Source organism: Chitinimonas naiadis, from assembly GCF_054780835.1.
The window spans coordinates 1,884,280-1,905,153 of the sequence record NZ_BAAGVO010000004.1; the positions used below are offsets into that span (position 1 = coordinate 1,884,280).

At 63.3% G+C, this 20,874-nt stretch carries 20 protein-coding genes; 17 read left to right on the forward strand and 3 right to left on the reverse strand.

Going from position 1 to position 20,874, the window contains the following annotated elements; all coding sequences use genetic code 11:
* Positions 1 to 28: 28 nt before the first annotated feature.
* The 3 genes from ACYVHK_RS15160 to ACYVHK_RS15170 all read left to right on the forward strand — a co-directional run bounded on the left by ACYVHK_RS15160 (position 29) and on the right by ACYVHK_RS15170 (position 2,638).
* On the forward strand, positions 29 to 406 hold the full coding sequence (locus ACYVHK_RS15160) for a MerR family transcriptional regulator (protein WP_460533741.1): 378 nt from the start codon (positions 29 to 31) through the stop codon (positions 404 to 406).
* A 235-nt stretch (positions 407 to 641) separates the two neighbouring features.
* Positions 642 to 1,805 carry an isovaleryl-CoA dehydrogenase gene (locus ACYVHK_RS15165; protein ID WP_460533742.1) on the forward strand — a complete coding sequence of 388 codons (1,164 nt, stop codon included), beginning with the start codon at positions 642 to 644 and terminating at the stop codon, positions 1,803 to 1,805.
* A gap of 59 nt (positions 1,806 to 1,864) precedes the next feature.
* Positions 1,865 to 2,638 (forward strand): substrate-binding periplasmic protein, encoded by a 774-nt coding sequence (locus ACYVHK_RS15170; RefSeq protein WP_460533744.1) that lies wholly within the window; start codon positions 1,865 to 1,867, stop codon positions 2,636 to 2,638.
* Positions 2,639 to 2,655: 17 nt separating this feature from the next.
* Here ACYVHK_RS15170 and ACYVHK_RS15175 read toward each other — a convergent pair whose 3' ends face one another.
* Positions 2,656 to 3,444, reverse strand: coding sequence for a substrate-binding periplasmic protein (locus ACYVHK_RS15175; protein WP_460533746.1), 789 nt, complete (start codon positions 3,442 to 3,444; stop codon positions 2,656 to 2,658).
* Between the two features lie 124 nt (positions 3,445 to 3,568).
* Here ACYVHK_RS15175 and ACYVHK_RS15180 point away from each other — a divergent pair, with 124 nt between their 5' ends.
* The 13 genes from ACYVHK_RS15180 (at position 3,569) to ACYVHK_RS15240 (ending at position 18,254) form a co-directional block, all read left to right on the forward strand.
* Positions 3,569 to 5,260, forward strand: a complete 1,692-nt coding sequence (locus tag ACYVHK_RS15180; protein ID WP_460533748.1) for an AMP-binding protein — start codon at positions 3,569 to 3,571, stop codon at positions 5,258 to 5,260.
* 34 nt (positions 5,261 to 5,294) lie between these two features.
* Entirely contained in the window at positions 5,295 to 6,476 is a 1,182-nt protein-coding gene (locus ACYVHK_RS15185) for an acetyl-CoA C-acetyltransferase (RefSeq protein ID WP_460533750.1), read from the forward strand.
* A 38-nt stretch (positions 6,477 to 6,514) separates the two neighbouring features.
* Positions 6,515 to 6,973, forward strand: coding sequence for a MaoC family dehydratase (locus ACYVHK_RS15190; protein WP_460533752.1), 459 nt, complete (start codon positions 6,515 to 6,517; stop codon positions 6,971 to 6,973).
* Between the two features lie 141 nt (positions 6,974 to 7,114).
* A complete protein-coding gene (locus ACYVHK_RS15195) occupies positions 7,115 to 8,254 on the forward strand; it encodes an acyl-CoA dehydrogenase family protein (protein WP_460533754.1) in 1,140 nt (379 codons plus the stop codon).
* A 50-nt stretch (positions 8,255 to 8,304) separates the two neighbouring features.
* Positions 8,305 to 8,814 carry a GNAT family N-acetyltransferase gene (locus tag ACYVHK_RS15200; protein ID WP_460533756.1) on the forward strand — a complete coding sequence of 170 codons (510 nt, stop codon included), beginning with the start codon at positions 8,305 to 8,307 and terminating at the stop codon, positions 8,812 to 8,814.
* A 33-nt stretch (positions 8,815 to 8,847) separates the two neighbouring features.
* Positions 8,848 to 9,195 (forward strand): cupin domain-containing protein, encoded by a 348-nt coding sequence (locus ACYVHK_RS15205; protein WP_460533758.1) that lies wholly within the window; start codon positions 8,848 to 8,850, stop codon positions 9,193 to 9,195.
* 51 nt (positions 9,196 to 9,246) lie between these two features.
* A complete protein-coding gene (locus ACYVHK_RS15210; protein ID WP_460533760.1) occupies positions 9,247 to 10,854 on the forward strand; it encodes a carboxyl transferase domain-containing protein in 1,608 nt (535 codons plus the stop codon).
* Between the two features lie 12 nt (positions 10,855 to 10,866).
* Positions 10,867 to 11,313 (forward strand): YaiI/YqxD family protein, encoded by a 447-nt coding sequence (locus ACYVHK_RS15215; RefSeq protein ID WP_460533762.1) that lies wholly within the window; start codon positions 10,867 to 10,869, stop codon positions 11,311 to 11,313.
* An 81-nt stretch (positions 11,314 to 11,394) separates the two neighbouring features.
* Positions 11,395 to 12,183: an enoyl-CoA hydratase/isomerase family protein gene (locus ACYVHK_RS15220; RefSeq protein ID WP_460533764.1), complete on the forward strand. Its 789-nt coding sequence runs from the start codon at positions 11,395 to 11,397 to the stop codon at positions 12,181 to 12,183.
* A gap of 107 nt (positions 12,184 to 12,290) precedes the next feature.
* On the forward strand, positions 12,291 to 14,303 hold the full coding sequence (locus tag ACYVHK_RS15225) for an acetyl/propionyl/methylcrotonyl-CoA carboxylase subunit alpha (protein WP_460533766.1): 2,013 nt from the start codon (positions 12,291 to 12,293) through the stop codon (positions 14,301 to 14,303).
* A gap of 225 nt (positions 14,304 to 14,528) precedes the next feature.
* Positions 14,529 to 16,340 (forward strand): DNA helicase RecQ, encoded by a 1,812-nt coding sequence (gene recQ, locus ACYVHK_RS15230; protein WP_460533768.1) that lies wholly within the window; start codon positions 14,529 to 14,531, stop codon positions 16,338 to 16,340.
* A 73-nt stretch (positions 16,341 to 16,413) separates the two neighbouring features.
* A complete protein-coding gene (locus ACYVHK_RS15235; protein ID WP_460533770.1) occupies positions 16,414 to 16,908 on the forward strand; it encodes a hypothetical protein in 495 nt (164 codons plus the stop codon).
* The gene (locus ACYVHK_RS15240; RefSeq protein ID WP_460533772.1) at positions 16,905 to 18,254 is read left to right on the forward strand and encodes a GAF domain-containing protein; all 1,350 of its coding nucleotides are present in this window, start codon (positions 16,905 to 16,907) and stop codon (positions 18,252 to 18,254) included. Before ACYVHK_RS15235 ends, ACYVHK_RS15240 begins: the two co-directional genes overlap by 4 nt.
* Before the next feature lie 171 nt (positions 18,255 to 18,425).
* Here the strand turns inward: ACYVHK_RS15240 and ACYVHK_RS15245 are convergent, their stop codons facing one another.
* On the reverse strand, positions 18,426 to 19,106 hold the full coding sequence (locus ACYVHK_RS15245) for a hemerythrin domain-containing protein (protein ID WP_460533774.1): 681 nt from the start codon (positions 19,104 to 19,106) through the stop codon (positions 18,426 to 18,428).
* A 158-nt stretch (positions 19,107 to 19,264) separates the two neighbouring features.
* Between ACYVHK_RS15245 and ACYVHK_RS15250 the strand changes: the two genes are divergently transcribed.
* Positions 19,265 to 19,888: a class I SAM-dependent methyltransferase gene (locus ACYVHK_RS15250; RefSeq protein WP_460533776.1), complete on the forward strand. Its 624-nt coding sequence runs from the start codon at positions 19,265 to 19,267 to the stop codon at positions 19,886 to 19,888.
* Positions 19,889 to 19,894: 6 nt separating this feature from the next.
* Here the strand turns inward: ACYVHK_RS15250 and ACYVHK_RS15255 are convergent, their stop codons facing one another.
* The gene (locus ACYVHK_RS15255; RefSeq protein ID WP_460533778.1) at positions 19,895 to 20,377 is read right to left on the reverse strand and encodes a hypothetical protein; all 483 of its coding nucleotides are present in this window, start codon (positions 20,375 to 20,377) and stop codon (positions 19,895 to 19,897) included.
* Positions 20,378 to 20,874: the final 497 nt, after the last annotated feature.

The window sequence follows — 20,874 nt, forward strand, 5'->3', positions numbered from 1 at the left end:
GACCGTACCGTACGGTCAGACAAGAGCCATGTCCGACGATCGCATCTACACCATCACCGAGCTTGCCCGCGAGTTCGACCTGACACCGCGTGCCATACGCCACTATGAGCACGAAGGCCTGCTGGCCCCGGGTCGGCAGGGGCGCAATCGCGTCTTCACCCGCGCGGACCGCACCCGGCTGAAGCTGATCCTGCGCGGCAAGCGCCTGGGCTTCTCGCTGCAGGAAACCTACGAGCTGTTCGCGCTATACGATGCCGCCCGCGATGAGCGCCCCCAGCTCATGAAACTGCTGGAATTCCTGCGCCCCAAGCGTGAAGCCTTGCTGCAGCAACGTGCCGACATCGACGCCATCCTCAAGGAGATGGATGGTCTTGAGCACGAAGCAGAAGCCCTGCTGCGGGATTAGCCCGCTTTTTTCGCCGCACCAATTGACGTTTACGTCAACGTAAAATAAAGTATCGAGCAATTGCTCGGCAAACAACATTGCCGTTCGTCAGTATCCAAGCGCGCGGGCGACGCGAACGCAGTTCGCCGCCGCAAAATCCCCTACAGACGCCCAGCCAAGGGCGCGTAAATCGGCACCAGGCCGCCCCAGCCCCGGGGCGGCCCGCTGCGATCAAGGTCATCCCGGAGACAACACCATGCACATCCCCGCCCTCAACTTCGGCCTCGGTGAAGACATCGACATGCTGCGCGATGCCGTTCAGAGCTTCGTCGCTGCAGAAATCGCCCCCCATGCCGCAAAGATCGACGAAGAAAACCTCTTCCCTGCCGATCTGTGGCGCAAGTTCGGCGAGATGGGTCTGCTGGGTCTGACCGTGGAAGAAGAATACGGCGGCACCAATATGGGCTACCTGGCCCATATCGTCGCCATGGAGGAAATCTCCCGCGGCTCCGCGTCGGTCGGCCTCTCCTACGGTGCTCATTCCAATCTGTGCGTGAACCAGATCCGCAAGAACGGCAATGCCGCGCAGAAGGCCAAGTACCTGCCCAAGCTGGTCTCCGGCGAATACGTCGGCGCACTGGCCATGAGCGAACCCAACGCCGGTTCCGACGTCTGCAGCATGAAGCTGCGCGCCGACAAGCAGGGTGACCGCTACATCCTCAATGGCTCCAAGATGTGGATCACCAACGGCGGCGATGCCGACGTGCTGGTCGTCTACGCCAAGACCGACGTAAACGCCGGCGCCAAGGGCATGACCGCATTCCTGATCGAAAAAGGCATGAAGGGCTTCAGCGCCGGCAGCAAGCTCGACAAGCTCGGCATGCGCGGCTCCAACACTTTCCCGCTGTTCTTCGATGACGTCGAAGTACCGGAAGAAAACGTACTGGGCAACCTCGGCAAGGGCGTGAACGTGCTGATGAGTGGCCTCGACTACGAGCGCGCCGTCCTCTCCGGCGGCCCATTGGGCATCATGGCCGCGGCCATGGACGCGGTCGTCCCCTATGTGCACGAACGCACCCAGTTTGGCCAGGCGATCGGCGAGTTCGAACTGATGCAGGGCAAGCTGGCGGACATGTACGCCACCTGGAGCGCCTGTCGGGCCTACGTCTATGCCGTCGGTCGCGCGCTGGACCGTGGCGAAACTACCCGCAAGGACGCCGCCGGCGCCATTCTTTACTCGGCCGAAAAAGCCACCTGGATGGCCGGTGAAGCCATCCAGACCCTGGGCGGCAACGGCTACATCAACGAGTATCCGGTCGCCCGGCTGTGGCGCGATGCCAAGCTGTACGAGATCGGTGCCGGCACCAGCGAGATCCGGCGCATGCTGATCGGCCGCGAACTCTTCAACGAGACGCGCTGAGCGAGCTTGCTTGTGGGGGTTCTACACTGCAGAACAGAACCCCAACCGGAGCCATGCCGATGCTGAACCGTCGCCGTTTCCTGCAAAGTAGCAGCCTGCTCCTGGCCGGCGCGGGCCTGCACGTCCACGCCGCCACGACGCCCTTGCGGCTGGCCTATTTCGAGACCTACAGCCCGCTGAGTTTCCGTGGCGACCAAGGCATGCAGGGCATCCTGATCGACCTGTTCGACGAGATACTCGGCAAGCGGCTGGGCATTCCCCTGGTCCATAGCGGCTACCCCTGGGTCCGAGCACAAAGCCTGGTACAAAGCGGTGAGCAGGATGGCATGTGTACCGTCGCCACGCCGGAACGGCTGGACTACACCATCGCCTCGACCGAGCCGGTGCTGACTATGCCGATCCGCCTGTTCGCCGCCGCCGACAGCCCGCTGCTACCCAAGCTGCAGGCCGTACGCAGCCTGGATGAACTCCGCCAACTCAAACCCACGGTGCTGTCCTATATCGGCAACGGCTGGGCTCGCGACAAACTTGATGGTTTGCAGGTGGATTGGGGTGGCAACTTCCAGGAGGCAGTACGCAAGCTGGTACTGGGGCGAGGTGATGTGATAGTGGAGAATGCCATCACCATGCAATACACGCTCAAGCAACAGGACCCGCAACGCAAGATACGCATGCTACCCAATACACTGGAGGAAAGCCGCTTCAGCCTGCTGATCAGCCGTCGCGCGACACAGCAGTCCTTGCTGCCCACCTTTGACGAGGCCCTGCGCAAGTTCAAGCGCGAGGAAGGCTATGCCAGGGTGTTTGAACGTTACGGTGTACGTTTGACATGAAACTTCTATGCATCCGTTCAGGGAACGGGACCACCGGCCACCAGCCTGTCCAGGTATCGCATGCGGATATCCCGCAGGATGCCCTGCTGCTCGAGCCGGCGGATAGCGGCATCGATGGCGGTCAGGTCGCCGGGTTGCAGGCTGCGCTTGCTGAGCATGAGGTGCACGACGTCGCGATTGACGTGGAACGGCAGTTGCACCAATCGTCCCACGCCGACCAGCCGTGCTGCATCGAGCAGGGCGTAGCGGTCGCCAATCACCAATTGGCCTCGCCCCCCGCCCAGTTGTCGCGCAGCCTGCTCGTAGCTCTCATAGCGGGTCAGCAGGCCCGCGCGATCGAACTCATCCAGCAGGTGTGCATACCGCGCGCCGTACCAGCCATCGCTGGGGACGATCAAGGCCAGCCTGGCCGCCAGCACCATATCCAGACTGACAAGGCCATGCACGCTACTGTCTGCCGGCAAGGCAAACGGCACGACCTCCTCCTCCCTGTAAGGCAGGCTGAACCAGGCGTAGGCACGCCGGGCCGGCGTATCGGACGCCGCAAGCAGCACATCGAGCTCCCCTTGCTGGAACATCAGCAAGCGTCGCTTGCGCGGGATGTCGTACTGAAAGCTGAGCTTGCAGCCGGCCTCCTGGGCGATGCGCTGCAGCAGTTCGATTTCCATGCCGGCCGGCTGCCCGGCGACATCGCGGTAGGCATAGGGTCGCCATTGCTCGAACGGCACGCGCAGTACCCGGCTGCAAGCCGCCCAGGTGGGCAGGGCGGCAACCAGCAGCAACATGATCAAGCAGGTACGCGACATAGAGGCTTTATAGCCTGCCCGCCGGGCAGTGCTAGCGGGCAGACAAACCAATTCGCACGTTGTTGATCCAAGCAGCAGGACACCATTACGACAGACCGCCCCAGGCGGCAGACGGAGACAGTAGATGAACAGTTTGCCCAGTTACGTGCACGGCGCCTCACTGCAGCCCCTCATCGGCCAGACCATAGGCAGCTTCTTCGATGACGCCGCCAGCCGTTGGGCAGCCCAGGATGCGCTGGTCGTGCGGCATCAGGGCACACGCTGGACCTACGCCGAACTCAAGCAACGGGTCGACGCCTGCGCCGCCCATCTCCTTGCACTGGGCCTGCAGCCGGGTGACCGTATCGGCATCTGGGCGCCCAACTGCGCCGAATGGGTGCTGATGCAGTTCGCCACCGCCAAGGCAGGTCTGGTACTGGTCAATATCAACCCGGCCTACCGCCTCGCCGAGCTGGAATACGCGCTCAACAAGGTTGGCTGCAAGGCACTGGTACTGGCACCCAGGCTCAAGAGCAGCGACTATCTCGCCCTGATTCAGGAGCTGGCACCCGAACTGGCGGATTGCCCGGTGGGTCAACTGGTCGCCAAACGCCTGCCTGAGCTGCGCGCCGTCATCCGACTGGGTAGCGATACGACGACCGGCATGCTCAACTTTGACAGCCTGCTGGCCCCGCCGACCGAGGCCGCGAGTGCCAGGCTGGCCGAGGTCGCCGCCACCTTGCAGTTCGACGATGCCGTGAATATCCAGTTCACCTCCGGCACCACCGGCTTTCCCAAGGGCGCCACGCTCAGCCACCACAATATCCTCAACAACGGCTATTTCATTGGCGAAGCGATGAAGCTGGGGCCGAGCGACCGACTCTGCATTCCGGTGCCGCTCTACCATTGCTTTGGCATGGTGCTGGGCAATCTTGCCTGCATCACCCACGGCGCCGCCATCGTCTATCCGGACGAGTCCTTCGATCCCAAGGCCGTGCTCGATGCCATCGTGGCCGAACGCTGCACCGGCCTGCATGGCGTACCCACCATGTTCATCGCCATGCTAGGTGATCCGCATTTCGCCAGCTACGACCTCTCCACCCTGCGCACCGGGATCATGGCGGGCTCCCCCTGCCCGATCGAAGTCATGAAGCGGGTGGTCAACGAAATGCACATGGCCGAGGTCACCATCGCCTACGGCATGACCGAGACCTCGCCGGTCTCCTTCCAGAGCAGCACCGACGAGCCCCTGGACCGGCGCGTCTCCACCATCGGTCGCATCCATCCACACCTTGAGGTCAAGATTGTCGATATCGATGGCCGCATCGTGCCGCGCGGCACGGTGGGCGAACTCTGCACCCGTGGTTACTCGGTGATGCTGGGTTACTGGGGCGACGAGGCCAAGACCCGCGAGGCCATCGACCCCGCCGGCTGGATGCACACGGGTGACCTGGCGGTGATCGACGAAGCCGGCTACTGCAATATCGTCGGCCGGCTCAAGGACATGGTGATCCGCGGCGGCGAGAACCTCTACCCGCGCGAGATCGAAGAATTCCTCTACCGCCATCCCAAGGTGCGCGACGTACAGGTGGTCGGGGTACCCGACGCCAAGTATGGTGAGGAGCTCTGCGCCTGGATCATCCTCAAGGAGGGCGTCACTGCCAGTGAAGAGGATATGCGCGACTTCTGCCGCAACCAGATCGCCCACTTCAAGATTCCCCGCTATATCCGCTTCGTCGACGCTTTCCCGATGACGGTGACCGGCAAGATCCAGAAATACAAGATGCGCGAAGTGATGACCCAGGAACTGGGCCTGACTGCCACCAAGACCGCTTGATTACCACCCCATACCGACCCACGGAGTAATGAACATGTCCGAATCCATCGTCATCGTCGCCGCCGCCCGCACTCCCATGGCTGGCCTGCAAGGCGACTTCGCCAACCTCAAGGCCGGCCAGCTCGGCGCCGTCGCCATCAAGGCTGCCGTGGAGCGTGCCGGCATCGCGGTAACGGAAGTGGAAGAAGTCGTCATGGGCAATGTCCTGCCCGCGGGCCAGGGCCAGGCACCCGCCCGCCAGGCTTCGCTCGGCGCCGGCCTGCCACTGGGTACCCACTGCACCACGATCAACAAGATGTGCGGTAGCGGCATGAAGGCCATCATGTTCGCGCACGACCAACTGAAAGCCGGCAGCAATAGCGTGATGGTGGCTGGCGGCATGGAGAGCATGAGCAATGCGCCCTACCTGCTGCCCAAGGTCCGCACCGGCCTGCGCATGGGCCATGGCGAGGTCAAGGACCATATGTTCATGGACGGCCTGGAAGACGCATACGACAAGGGTCAACTGATGGGCGTATTCGCCGAGCAGTGCGCCGACAAGTACCAGTTCAGCCGCGAGGCCCAGGATGAATTCGCCTTGCGCTCGCTGACCCGCGCCCAGGCAGCCATCGCCGAGGGCCGCTTCAAGGATGAGATCGCCGCCGTGACCGTTGCCGGCCGCAAGGGTGACGTGCTGATCGATACCGACGAGCAGCCGGGCAAGGCCATGCCGGAGAAGATCCCGACGCTGAAGCCAGCTTTCCGCAAGGACGGTACCGTTACCGCCGCCAATGCCTCGTCGATCTCCGACGGTGCGGCCGCCGTGGTCATGATGCGCGAATCCGATGCGCTCAAGCGTGGCCTGAAACCGCTCGCCCGCATCGTCGGCCATGCCAGCCACGCGCAGGAACCCGGCTGGTTCACTACCGCCCCGGTCGGCGCGATGAAGAAGCTGTTCGAGAAGACCGGCTGGAGCGCCGACTCGGTCGACCTGTACGAGATCAACGAAGCCTTTGCCGTAGTGACCATGGCCGCGATGCATGAGCTTAGCCTGCCCGCCGACAAGGTCAATGTGCACGGCGGTGCCTGCGCCCTCGGCCACCCCATTGGCGCTTCGGGCGCGCGCATCGTCGCCACCCTGATCTACGCCCTCAAGCAGCATGGCGGCCAGCGCGGCGTGGCCAGCCTTTGCATCGGCGGTGGCGAAGCCACGGCCGTGGCGATCGAACTCTGTTAAACCCTAGGCCGGGGCAGCCCCCGGCAGGACTGAATCTGATGACGCTCTATTTCGAAGATCTCAAGCCCGGTCGTGTATTCAAGTCCGGCCCGGTGACAGTGGAACCGGCCGAGGTACGCGACTTCGCCATCCGCTACGACCCGCAGGACTTTCACCTTGATGAAGCCGCCGGTGCCGCCAGCGTATTTGGCGGCCTGGTGGCCAGCGGCTGGCAGACCGCGGCCTACAGCATGCGCATGCTGGCGGCCAGCGAGCTGCGCACCATCGCCAATGGTCTGGTCGGTCTGCAGATCGACAAGCTGATGTGGCATCAGCCGGTGAAGCCGGGCGATGTACTGAATGCAGAGTTTGACGTCATGGGTCGCAAGCAGTCGCGCTCCAAGCCTGGCTTTGGCGTGGTCCAGCTGGCCTGGCGTACGTTCAACCAGAACGGAGAACTGGTGATGAGCCTGGAGAATGCAATCTGGGTTGCCGTGCGCGAGCCGGCAGCGGGCTAGGCCAGCCCCAAGGCCGCGGTTGCAATCCCAAAACAAGAACAATGAGGGGTATGCAAGGGTAAGCGCGCAGGTTTCCCGTGCACCGGCAGGTGCATCCATCCCTGGCGCGCCGCTTGCAAGACATAACGAGACGGAGACAGCATGATACTCAGCGAAGAACACCAGATGATCCGCGACAGCGTGCGCGATTTCGCCCGCGAACAGCTCTGGCCCACCGCCAGCCTGCGCGACGAAACCCACGCCTTCCCGCATGACGAACTGCAGCAGGCGGCCGCGCTCGGCCTGCTGGGCCTGACCGTGCCGGCGGAATGGGACGGTGCCGGCCTGGATTACCTCGGTGCCGCCCTGGCGATCGAGGAACTGGCGGCTGGCGACGGCGCGTTCTCCACCATCGTCTCGGTCCATAACTCGGTCGGCTGCGGTCCCATACTCGCCTTCGGTACCGATGCACAGAAAACGCAGTACCTGAGGAAGCTCGCCAGCGGCGACTGGTTGGCCAGCTTCTGCCTGACCGAGCCTCAGGTCGGTTCCGAAGCCGGCGCCATCAAGACCCGCGCGGTACGCGATGGCGAGCACTACGTTCTCAACGGTGCCAAACAGTTCATTACCAATGGCAAGAACAGCCGGCTCAGCATCGTGATCGCGGTGACCGACCCGGACAAGGGCAAGAAGGGCCTGTCCGCCTTTATCGTGCCGACCAACACGCCCGGCTATACCGTGGCCCGGATCGAGAAGAAACTGGGACAGGCCGCATCGGATACCTGCGCCATCCAGCTCGACAACTGCCGCGTACCCGCCGCCAATCTCCTGGGCAAGGAAGGCGAGGGTTATAAGGTCGCGCTTGCCAGCCTGGAATCCGGCCGCATCGGCATCGCCGCCCAGGCCTTGGGCATGGCGCGTTCGGCGTATGAATGTGCGCTGCGCTACAGCAAGGAGCGGGTCACCTTCGGCAAGCCGATCTTCGAGCATCAGGCGGTCAACTTCCGGCTGGCCGACATGGCCACCCAACTGGAAGCCGCCCGTCAGCTGATCTGGCATGCAGCCAGTCTGAAGGATGCCGGCCTGCCCTGCCTCAAGGAAGCGAGCATGGCCAAGCTGTTTGCCAGCGAGATGGCGGAACGTGTTTGTTCGGATGCGATCCAGGTTCATGGGGGCTATGGTTATCTCAACGACTTCCCCGTCGAACGTATCTATCGCGACGTCAGGGTCTGCCAGATCTACGAGGGCACCAGCGACATCCAGCGCATCGTGATCGGCCGGGCCATCGGCGACGACGTATAGACAGAAAACAGGTTCCGGGCGGGGTCACCCCGCTCAGGAACGGAAGAGACATGCAAGAACAGATACAACGGATACGCCCGGACCAGGCCGAGTTGCTGCGCGGCCTGCGCCTTTCCGGCCTGGAAGACGCCCCGACGGCCTTCGGCTGCCGCTATGCGGAAATCGCCGCGCGTCCCTTCCAGTACTGGGATGATCATGTGCGCCACTATGCCAGCAGCGACGATGCCGCGACCTTCGTGCTGTATCGGGCTGGCAAGCCGGTCGGCATGACCGGTGCCTACCTCGAGGGCAGCCGGCGCGATCACGCATATATCTGCAATATGTGGGTGGATCCGGCATTCCGACGTGGCGGTGCCGGTGGACGACTGGTCGATACCGCCAGCCGCTGGTTGGCCGAGCAAGGCGTGGAACTGATCAACGCCTGGGTGGTGGAGAGCAACGTCGCCGCCCAGAAGTTCTACGACAACCTCGGCTTCATCTGCCTGGATCACCGTCGCCTGATGCCCGGCAACCCCGAGGTTGAAGAAGTCCTCATGGTCTTCGATACCGCCCTGCTCTGAACCCGCCACCTCGCCGCCAAGGACACGCCCCTCATGCAGACCTTCCATCTCGACGCCATCAGCCAGGATCGCCAGACCCATGGCGCCGCCTACCTGGAGTTCCTGCGCAGCGCCGACATGAGCGCCGGCCTCTACCATCTGCAGCCGGGTAGCCATGACGCACAGGGTGCCCACCAGGAAGAATTGCTGTTCTACGTGCTACGCGGTGCTGCCACGCTGGAGGTCGGCGACGACTTCGTCCAGGTGGTCGCCGGTAGCATCGTGCATGTGCCCAAGCAGGTCGCCCCCCGTTTCGTCGATGTCGCGGCAGCACTCGACGTGCTGGTGGTCTTCGCCCCGGCGGAGTCCACCCCGACCATCCGCATCCGCCCTTCGGTCTGACCTCTCAACCCATCCCAGAGCCGGGTTCGCCCGACGTACACCACAGAACACATGAACACGCTACCGAACACCATCAACCCGAAAGCCGAACAATTCCAGTCCAATGCCGCCGCCATGCAGGCGCTGGTAGACGATCTCCGCAACCAGGCCGCCCGAGTAGAGCAAGGTGGCGGCCAGGTGGCGCGGGATCGCCACACCGCTCGTGGCAAGCTGCTGCCGCGTGACCGGGTCGCCCAATTGCTGGATGTCGGCTCGCCCTTCCTGGAGATCGGCCAGCTCGCCGCTCACGGCCAGTACGACGACCAGGTACCCTCAGCCGGGCTGATCGCCGGTATCGGTCGCGTATCGGGCATCGAATGCATGATCATCGCCAACGATGCCACGGTGAAGGGAGGCACCTACTACCCGATGACGGTCAAGAAGCACCTGCGCGCGCAGGAGATCGCCATGGAGAACCGGCTGCCCTGCATCGCCCTGGTCGACTCCGGCGGCGCCAACCTGCCCAACCAGGACGAGGTCTTCCCGGATCGCGATCACTTCGGCCGCATCTTCTACAACCAGGCCAACCTCAGCGCCCAGGGCGTGCCGCAGATCGCGGCCGTGCTCGGCTCCTGTACCGCCGGCGGTGCTTATGTGCCGGCCATGAGCGACTACAGCGTCATGGTCAAGAACCAAGCCACCATCTTCCTGGCCGGCCCGCCGCTGGTGCGTGCCGCGACCGGCGAGGTCGTGACGGCCGAAGAACTGGGTGGTGCCGATGTGCACGCCAAGATCAGCGGCGTGGCCGACTACTACGCTCATAACGACGCCCACGCGCTGGACCAGGTGCGGCGCATCGTCGCCAACCTCAACTGGGTCAAGCCCATGACGGTCGCCACCCAGCCCGTCACCGCCCCGCTCTACCCGGCCGATGAGCTGTACGGCATCGTCGGGGCCGACCTGAAGAAGCCCTTTGACATCCGTCAGGTGATCGCACGGATCGTCGACGGCAGCCGCTTCGACGAATTCAAGGAGACCTACGGCGCCACGCTGGTCACCGGCTTTGCCCATATCTATGGCTACCCAGTCGGCATCATCGCCAACAACGGCGTGCTGTTCAGCGAGTCGGCCCAGAAAGGGGCGCACTTCATCGAGCTCTGCAGCCAGCGAGGCATTCCGCTGGTGTTCCTGCAGAACATCACCGGCTTCATGGTCGGCAAGAAGTACGAGGCCGAGGGTATCGCCAAGCATGGCGCCAAGATGGTCACGGCGGTCGCCACCAGCAAGGTTCCCAAGTTCACCATGGTGATCGGCGGCAGCTACGGCGCCGGCAACTACGGCATGTGTGGTCGCGCCTACAACCCCAATTTCATGTGGATGTGGCCTAACGCCCGCATCGCCGTGATGGGCGGAGAACAGGCGGCTGGCGTGCTGGCACAGGTGAGGGAAGAAGCGCTGGCCAAGAAGGGGCAGGTGCTCTCCGACGAGGAGCGCGAAGGCATCAAGAAGCCGCTGCGAGATCAGTTCGAGGCACAGAGCCACCCCTACTACGCCACCAGCCGCTTGTGGGACGACGGCATCATCGACCCGCGCGACAGCCGTCGCGTGCTGGGCCTTGCCATCTCCGCCAGTCTCAACAAACCCATCGCCGAAACGAAGTTCGGCGTGTTCCGGATGTAAGCGGTGGCGACGATGCAGATCTGGGTCGATGCCGACGCTTGTCCGGGCGTGATCAAGGAAATCCTGTTCCGTGCTGCCGAGCGCTGGCAGGTGAGCACGACACTAGTCGCCAACCAGTTGATACGGGTGCCGCCTTCGGCCTGGTTGCGCAGCGTGCAGGTGCCCAGCGGTTTCGATGTTGCGGATAACGAGATCGTTTTGCGTGTCCAAGCAGGGGATCTGGTGATCACCGCCGACATTCCGCTCGCCGCCGCCGTGATCGACAAGGGCGGCCACGCCATCAATCCTCGCGGCGAGATTTACACGCCGGAGAATATGGCGGAGCGTTTGAGGATGCGGGACTTCATGGCCACGCTGCGTGACAGCGGCGTGCAAACCGGTGGGCCGGCTGCGTTCAGCCAGGCAGACAGGCAGGCATTTGCGAACCAACTCGACCGATTCTTGCAAAAGCAGCAGTAGCAGCCAGCAATACCGTGGGTCATCGCGCCGAGAGGCCTGATGACCGAGTACCGCAGCCAACAACACTCAGGAGACAAGATCATGAGCACATCGATTACCAGCCAGATTGCCCGCAACGGCGTTGCCACCATCACGCTGAATCGCCCTGACCGTCACAATGCCTTTGATGACGGCCTGATCGCCGAGCTGACAACCGAACTGGAAAAACTGGCGGCGGATAGCGCGGTGCGGGTGCTGATCCTGGCGGCGGCCGGCAAGAGTTTCTCGGCGGGTGCCGACCTCGGCTGGATGAAGCGCATGGCCAGCAATACCGAAGAGGCCAACCTCGACGACGCCCGTGCCCTGGCCAAGCTGATGCACGTGCTCGACACCTTCCCCAAGCCCACGATAGCGGCGGTGCAGGGCCCTGCCTACGGCGGCGGTGTCGGTCTGGTTGCCTGCTGCGACATGGCATTCGCCGCACCGGAAACCATGTTCTCGCTATCCGAGGTCAAGCTCGGCCTGATTCCGGCGGTGATCTCGCCCTATGTGATCCGCAAGATCGGCAACAGCCAGGCCCGCCGCTACTTCCTGTCCGCCGAGCGCTTCACTTCGGATACCGCCCTGCGCATCGGCCTGGTACATGACATCACCCCGCAGGATGAAGTCCTGCCGCTGGCCACCTCCTGGGCGGCACAACTGCTCAACAATGGCCCGGAAGCCATGCTGGAAGCCAAGCGCCTGGTTGCCGAAGTCTCCAACCGACCGATCTGCAACGAGCTGAATGAGTTCTGCGCCCAGCGCATTGCCAAGCAGCGCGTCAGCCAGGAAGGTCAGGAAGGCCTGACCGCCTTCCTGGAAAAGCGTCCGCCGAACTGGGTCAACCAATAAACCGATACACCGGTAGCCGCCCCGTCACCGGGGCCGGCTACCCGTACCGATCATTCCACGACAACAAGCTTGCCGTCGGCCCATGCTGACGCCTTTGGTAGATATTGATGTTCAAAAAGATTCTGATTGCAAACCGTGGCGAGATCGCCTGCCGGGTCATCAAGACCGCTCGCGCCCTGGGCATCCGTACCGTCGCGGTCTATTCCGACGCCGATGCCGACGCCCGCCACGTCAAACTGGCCGATGAGGCGTTCCGTCTTGGGCCGCCCGCCCCGCGCGAGTCCTACCTGAAGGCCGACCTGATCCTCGATATTGCGCGCCGCACCGGCGCCGAGGCTATCCACCCCGGCTACGGCTTCCTGAGCGAGAACGAGGAATTCGCCGAAGCCTGCGCCAAGGCTGGCGTGGTCTTCATCGGTCCGCCGGCCTCCGCCATCGCCGCCATGGGTTCCAAATCCGCAGCCAAGACGCTGATGGAGACCGCCGGTGTACCGCTGGTGCCGGGTTACCATGGCGAAGTCCAGGACAGCGCCTTCCTGCAGGAACAGGCCGACCGTATGGGTTACCCGGTGCTGATCAAGGCCTCGGCCGGCGGTGGTGGCAAGGGCATGAAGATCGTCGAGCGCAGCGAGGACTTTTCCGGTCAGCTCGCCTCTGCCAAGCGCGAAGCTGCGGCAAGCTTTGGCGACGACAAGGTGCTGGTCGAGAAGTACCTGACCAAGCCACGCCATATCGAGATCCAGGTATTTGCCGACGGCCATGGCGAGGCGGTCTACCTGTTCGAGCGGGATTGCTCGGTCCAGCGTCGTCATCAGAAGGTCCTTGAAGAAGCGCCGGCTCCAGGCCTGTCGGCCGAGCTGCGTCGCGAGATCGGCGAAGCCGCCGTGCGCGCCGCCAAGGCCGTGGGTTATGTGGGCGCCGGTACGGTCGAATTTATCTTCGATACGTTGTCCGACGCCTTCTATTTCATGGAAATGAATACCCGCCTGCAGGTGGAGCATCCGGTGACCGAGATGATCACTGGCCTCGATCTGGTGGAATGGCAGCTGCGCGTCGCCAGTGGCGAACACCTGCCTCTCCAGCAGGCCGAACTTCGTATCCAGGGTCACGCCTTTGAGGCGCGCGTCTACGCCGAGGACCCCGCCCGCGACTTCCTGCCGCAGATCGGCCGGCTGGCGCACCTGCGGCAACCGGCCGAGTCCCGCCATGTGCGGGTCGATACCGGCGTCGAAAGTGGCGACGAGATTTCGCCGTTCTACGACCCAATGATCGCCAAGCTGATCGTCTGGGACGAGAACCGCGACCGGGCCCTGGACCGGCTCGCCAGTGCACTGGCCGAGTACGAGGTCGTTGGCCTGACCACCAATCTCGACTTCCTTGGCCAGTTGGCCCGCCACCCCGCCTTCCGGGCCCAGGAACTGGATACCGGTTTCATCGCCCGCCACCATGCGGCGCTGATTCCACCCTCGCCGGCCGTCAGCAACGAGACACTGGCACTGGCCGCCTTGGCTGAACTGGCCTTGATGGAAGTGCAGGGCGAAGCCGCACGGCAACGTTCGAACGACAGCGACTCGCCCTGGTGGCAGACCGACGGCTGGCGCCTGAACCAGGACAATCGTCACGCCCTGCATTTCCGCCATGGCGACGCCGAATATGCGGTCCAGGCCCACTACCGCGACGGCGCCTATTTTCTCGAGATGCCGGATGCCCAAGGCGGCATTCAGGGCATGGCGGCGCAGGGCCAGCTTCAGGCAGGTCGCTTGAACGCGACGCTGGATGGCTACCGGCTCAGTGCCAGCGTGGTCCGGCAGTCCGATAGCCTGACCCTGGTACGCGATGGCGCCAATATCAGCCTGCAACCCTTCAACCCGCTGCTGGCCGGGCTGGAAGTGGCCGAGGCCGGCGGTGGCCTCACTGCGCCCATGCCGGGCACGGTGGTCGCGGTCCATGTCGCCAAGGGTGATGTCGTTGAAAAAGGCACGCCATTGATGATTCTGGAAGCCATGAAGATGGAACACACCATCCTCGCCCCGCACGCCGGTACGGTCGCCGAGGTGTTTTTCCAGAAAGGTGAGCAGGTCAAGGAAGGCTCGGCGCTGCTGGATATCAGCGCCGCCTGACCTCGGCACCGCACGGGTACGAATGGACGGCCTGCCAGCGTGCAGGCCGTTCTGCCATCAGTTCGGGGCATGCACCCAAAGCGCGTGGCCCTGGCGGCTGGCACCATCCGGATTGGCTCGCGGCCAGGTTCGGTCGGGAAAACAATCACTTGCCCGGGTGAGGTAGTCAACGGAGCGGGCGTGCTACCGGTATAATGGCGGCCCTCCGCCCGGCTGCACTCCACTGTGACCTCGTCAGAACCTGCTCTGCATCTGCTGCAATCCATCTTTGGCTACGAACGCTTCCGCGGCCGTCAGGCCGAGATCGTGGCGCAGGTGGCAGGTGGCGGCGACGCACTGGTACTGATGCCCACCGGTGGCGGCAAGTCGCTGTGTTATCAGATACCCGCCCTGCTGCGCACCGGTTGCGCCGTGGTGGTGTCACCCCTGATCGCGCTGATGCAGGACCAGGTCGAAGGGCTGCACCAGTTGGGCGTGGAGGCAGCGTTTCTCAATTCCACGCTCGACAACAATGCAGCCCGGGAGATCGAGCAGCGCTATATGCGCGGCGATCTCAAGCTCTTGTACGTCGCGCCGGAACGCCTGCTGACACCACGCTTCCTGGCCTTGCTCGAGCACACACCGGCCAGCCTGTTCGCCATCGACGAAGCGCATTGCGTCAGCCAGTGGGGACATGATTTCCGGCCCGAGTACATCGGCCTCTCGCTATTGCATGAACGCTTCCCGGGTGTGCCCCGCATCGCCCTGACGGCCACCGCCGACGCCGCTACCCGGCGCGAGATCGTGCAACGGCTGGCGCTGGAAGACGCCGCCCAGTTTGTCTCCAGTTTTGACCGGCCCAATATCCGCTATCGCATCATCGAAAAGGACAACGCACGCAAGCAGCTGCTGTCCTTTATCGAGCGAGAACATGATGGCGATGCCGGCATCGTCTATTGCCTGAGCCGCAAGCGCGTCGAGGATACCGCCCAGTTCCTCAGCGACAACGGCGTGACCGCACTGCCTTATCACGCAGGCATGGCAGCCGATATCCGCGCGCGCAACCAGACTCGTTTCCTGCGGGAAGACGGCATCGTCATGGTGGCTACCATTGCCTTCGGCATGGGTATCGACAAGCCTGACGTGCGCTTTGTCGCCCATATCGATTTGCCCAAGAGCCTCGAAGGCTACTATCAGGAAACCGGCCGCGCCGGTCGCGATGGCCTGCCCTCCAGTGCCTGGCTGGCTTATGGCCTCAACGACGTCATGCAGCTCAAAGAGATGATCGAAGGCGGTCAGGCACCCGAGGCACAGAAGCAGGTTGAACGGCAGAAGCTCAATGCCATGCTGGGCCTCGCCGAGACGGTCTCCTGTCGGCGCCAGATGATTCTGGCCTATTTCGGTGAGACCTCGCAGCCCTGCGGGAATTGCGACAACTGTCTCAACCCGCCGCAAACCTGGGATGCGACCGACGCCGCCCGCAAGGCCCTGAGCTGCGTGTTCCGCACCGGCCAGCGCTTTGGTGCCGGCCATGTGATCGACGTACTGCTCGGCAAGAGCACAGACAAGGTCAAGCAACACTTCCACGAGAAGGTCAGCACATTTGGCATCGGCAGCGATATGTCCGAAATTGCCTGGCGCTCGGTACTGCGCCAGTTGCTGGCGGCAGGTTACCTGCAGACCGAGATCGAATACGGCGCGCTGCAACTGACCGACCTGTCTCGCCCGCTCCTACGCGGCGAAGCGGAACTGCGCTTGCGCGGCCTGCCTGACAAGAAGCGCGACAAGACCGAGCGCGACAAGAAACGCTCGGCGGCCAGCCTCGACATCTCGCCAGCCGACGAAGCACTGTGGCAAAAACTACGCACCACGCGCCGACAACTGGCGGATGAACAGAGCGTGCCAGCCTATTTGATTTTTACCGATGCCACGCTCAAAGCTATGCTGGATGCCAAGCCCGCCACCCTGGCCGACATGGCGCACATCTCCGGCTTGGGGGCGCAGAAGCTCGAACGCTACGGCCTCGCCTTCCTAGATGCCCTGCATAGTGAAGAATAACCATATGCCAATGGATTAGGGCGTGTTATTACTTAAACCATAACAAAACTCGGCCTCGACTATCATCCCCGCCATGCCCGCCGCCCCACTCACCGACGAACAGATCGCCTTTGCCCAGGGTGGCCGCCTGATCCACTTGGCCGGCTGCGATGGTTTTCTGACCCCTTCCCTGGCGCCCGCGCTGGCTTGCCTCGTGGGTCCCGACCGCCTTTCGCTGACTCTGGTGCTGGTCCGCCAGCACGCCATCCGCCTGCTGGCCGATATCGAAAGCAACCACCGGCTGACCGTGCTGCTGTCGCAGGCAGGCAAACCGGTGCAACTGCAGTTGCGTGGTAGCGATGCCGAACACGTCGGCATCGGCGCTGCCGAGCAGGCTGCGCTGGAGGCCCAGCGCGAAGCCATTGCTGCCGAGCTGTTGCCGCTGGGCTTCGGTACCCGCTATAGCTATGCGCTGCACGATTACCCGACCGAACATCTCGCCGCCATCCGCCTGACCATCAGCGAATGGCAGCGTCCCGCCCTGCACAACCAGGTGTTCTACGACGACGGCAGAAAGGCTGTGGCATGAGCAAGCTCGACGTCGAACAGATCCGCGCCTGCCTGGAAGGAGGCCTGCCCAAGCAGGTCGCCAGTTGCTCGCCCGATGGCATTGCCGATATCTGCGAAGTGCCGCAGTTGTGCTTTGTCGATGCCCAACACATCGCACTGCCCTACGCCTGCACCACGCCGCTACGCAGCAACCTGCTGAGCAATCCACGCGCTGCGGCGACGGTCAGTCATCCGGTGACGGCTGCTCGCTACCGGCTGGCACTGGAATTCCTGGGCACCGAATCGGATGGCGCGCTGTTCAACAGCCTGCAGGCACGTAATGCCGGTACCCATGGCGCCCTGCCGCTACTCGGTGTGGATGTTTGCAAGGTATTGAGCGTGGAGCGGCTCGATGGTGTCGAACTGCTGCAACAGCACGCACCTTACAACCGTCTGGCCGCCGTCAGGTTGCTATCGCAACGGCTGGCTGCCGCTGACGAGCTGTCGCAGGCTTTCGACTTGGTGCTCGATGGCCTCAATAGTGAAATGGGTATGGATCACGCCCTGATCCTCTGCGTGGATGAATCGGGCCTCTGGCTCTACACCGTCGCCAGCCGGGGCTACGCGCAGTCCGGCGTCGGCTCGGAAGTCGAAGTCGGAGACGGCCTGATAGGTGCCGTCGCCCAGTTCCGCGCACCGGTCCGGCTGTCCAGCCTGGCCGGCGAATACCAGGAACCCGGCCTGCACCTGGGACCGGCCGCCACCGGTGGCGACATTCCCTTCCCCGCCCTGCATCGCCCGCATAGCCAGTTGGCGGTGCCCATTGCCGCTGGCAACTGGCTCGCCGGTGTGCTGTACGTGGAAAGCGCCAACGGCCGCCGCTTCGATTATGAAGACGAAGACGCGCTGGTGGCGCTGGGGCAGCAACTGGGCCTCGCCATGCGCTGGCTGACCCGGCCGCAGGAACTGCTGCCGGAGGCGCAGGACGAGCAACTGGACATCGAAGAAACCGAACCGCTGCCCATGCCGGTCGGCAAACCGGTCATCGTGCGCTACTTTGCCACCACCCAGAGCGTATTCCTGGATGACGACTACCTGATCAAGGGCGTCGCCGGTGCCGTGCTGTGGCTGCTGCTCAGCGACTACGCCCGTGACGGCCGCAGTGAATCGAGCAATCGCGCGCTGCGGTTGGACCCGCGTCTGCGCCTGCCGGACTTTGGCGACAATCTCTACACCCGCCTGCTGCTACTGCAGCGCCGGCTGGGCGAGCGTTGCGACTGGCTGGCGCTCGACAAGCTCGGCCGTGGCCGCTTCCGCCTGCGGGTAGAGCGTCCGGTACAGCTCCTGGACGGCGAAGCCACCATCAGCCCGAACGGCACAGCCTGATCCCTCCTCGACCCGCCATTGGCGAGCGAAAAAAATTGGCCGCATACGCGGCCATAAGACTCAACCCGGTTTCTCGGCTAGCGCCGGGTTAAGGGAACCTGCTCCGACAGGGGGGCGGAACAGATACGGAGCAAAAGGTCGATGAAAACCTCTCGCAAAGTTCGTTCAAACTCAGTGCACGCTCAGTGACGTCGTCAGGCGACCCCACTCCTTGGGCGGCAAGAGTGCGCGCAGCATGGCCAGCGCACAGTCAAATACCTCTGCCGATGCCCCGTCGCGCAACATTTCACCCAGCATCAGCGCCCGCTCGTCCGGAGCCAGGTTAGGCACGGTCCAGCGCAATAGTGGCAACATGCGGTCAGCAGGCATGGCGGCAACCATCTGTTGTTCGATGGCAATGATCTCCGCATCGCTATGGGTCTCCCACAGCACGCGATTGTTGTAGCTTTCTTCCTTCGCCATCAGTTCCAGGTTGTCAGCCACGAACATCGCCAGCTCGCGATAGAGCCATTCGCCCGCACTGTCCATGTTGTAGTGATTGGCGGTCTCGACCGTCACCGCCACATCATGCAACTGATTAATCGAATGACGGTGGGACTGGTAGTGCAGATGCGCCTGCTTGCTCGCCCCCGGCCGACGAGCCTCCATGGCCGGATGGATACGGCTGTGCTTCTGTTCCAGGTGCGCTTCGCACACCCCCAGCAGTTCCCGCACGGTGACAATGCTGCTTTGGCGATTGGCACGATCACGCCAGTCGGTACGACCCACCTCCAACAGCACATGGCTGAGGTAGGCACGCAGCCCCTTGTGGAGCAGGGCGTAGATATCGTAGCGACGGTCGTTGGCTTGCATGCTGTTTCTCCGCTCCCTGGCAAGGTAGGTCCAGGGGAGTGAACACAGTGTGCAACGATGCTGTCCAGACCATCGCTAATTGCTTGCTAAGCAATACTTAAGTTTTGGATAAGCGCGGTGAAACCCGCTTCCAGCCTGCCACCACGCTAGAATGCAGTATGCCCGAACAGCCACCACTGCCCGATACCTCCAGCGCCACCCTGGCCCACTATGAAACGCGGGCCGACGAATTCTGGCTGGGTACCAAGGACCACGACGTCAGCCAGAATATCGCTGCGCTGCTGCGCCATATCACGGCCTCCGCTCCCTACCGGATACTGGATGTGGGTTGCGGTCCCGGGCGGGATCTGAAGACCTTCACCGAGCTGGGGCACCTCGCTACCGGCCTGGAAGGTGCCGCGCGCTTTGCGGAGATGGCCAGGCAGTACAGCGGTTGCGAAGTCTGGCAGCAGGATTTCCTCAAGCTGTCGCTACCTGCGGAACAGTTCGACGGGGTTTATGCCAACGCCTCGCTGTTTCACGTACCCCGCGCAGCACTACCTGCCGTGCTGGCCGCACTGCACGTGACCCTCAAGCCGGGGGGCGTGCTGTTTGCGTCCAATCCGCGTGGTAACAACGAGGAAGGCTGGAACGGTGACCGCTACGGCAGCTATCACGATCTGGCAACCTGGCAGCGCTACATGACAGAAGCGGGATTCAGCGAGCTGGAACATTACTACCGGCCTGCAGGGCTGCCGCGCGAGCAGCAGCCATGGCTGGCCAGTGTCTGGCGGCGCGGCTAGCCCGCCCTAATCGAGATAGCCGGGGTAGCCCAGCATCCAGAACACCCGGCCCGGCGTCACCACCATGCTGGTGTAGTCGAGGCAAGTCTCGAAGGTCGGCTTGGTCATGGGGGTTTCGGGTGCCAGGAAGTACCAGAATGGCGGGCAATCACTGGGTAACTGGTTCAGCGGCAGCAACTGCGCCCACTCCGGCGGCGGTGGCGCGATATAAGTCCCGGCTCCGGGATAGGGGGCATCGATGCTGATGCTACCGACCATGGGCTTGTGCAGGCAGCCCGAATCGGAAGCATTCTGGTACTGCAGGTGTCGCCCATACTGGTCCACCGCACGCTGCATGTAGTACTCCAGCGTCTTGCCCACTACAAAGCCCGCGGTGTAGTTCACGGTGTACGCCGTGGAATCGCCGGCACGGACATCGTGCGGGTTGCCACAATAAGACACAGTGATATTGACCAGACCCGGCTGTGCAAAGTCCGTTCTTGTCGTCATTCCTCACTCCAACATTGCTTTATTTATGCTTGCGCTGGCAGCTTAGCGGTTCCGCTCCGTTCTTACATCACCCATCTGGATGAAGGCAGGCAACCTGCCGTCGGCTGGTCAGGCTCACTTTCAGGCGCGATGCACTCCCTGCCCGGGCATAGGAAGGCCTCGCCCGGTCAAAGAAACGCACCAAAATTGGGCATGTCGTCCACGGAGTCGGGATTGCCCGCAGGGTCCACCTGAACGCACCCACCTTGTCTGCCACCGTGGGTACCCAGTGCACTATCACGTGATGCCGCGGGGCTGGGCGAGACTAGCCCCGGGCCACTTCATGGGCGGTTTGCTGCAAGTCCCGACCCACGCCGACGGGTTGGCGCACAAACACTTGTCGGTCATGTGGCAATGGGCACGGGTGTGCGGAGACGCTCGGCCGGCTGTTCCGCCCCTGCGCATCGCGTTTGCCCATGCCTGGCGGCGCCGCTTTGCGCGGGCCCGTTGAATGGCTG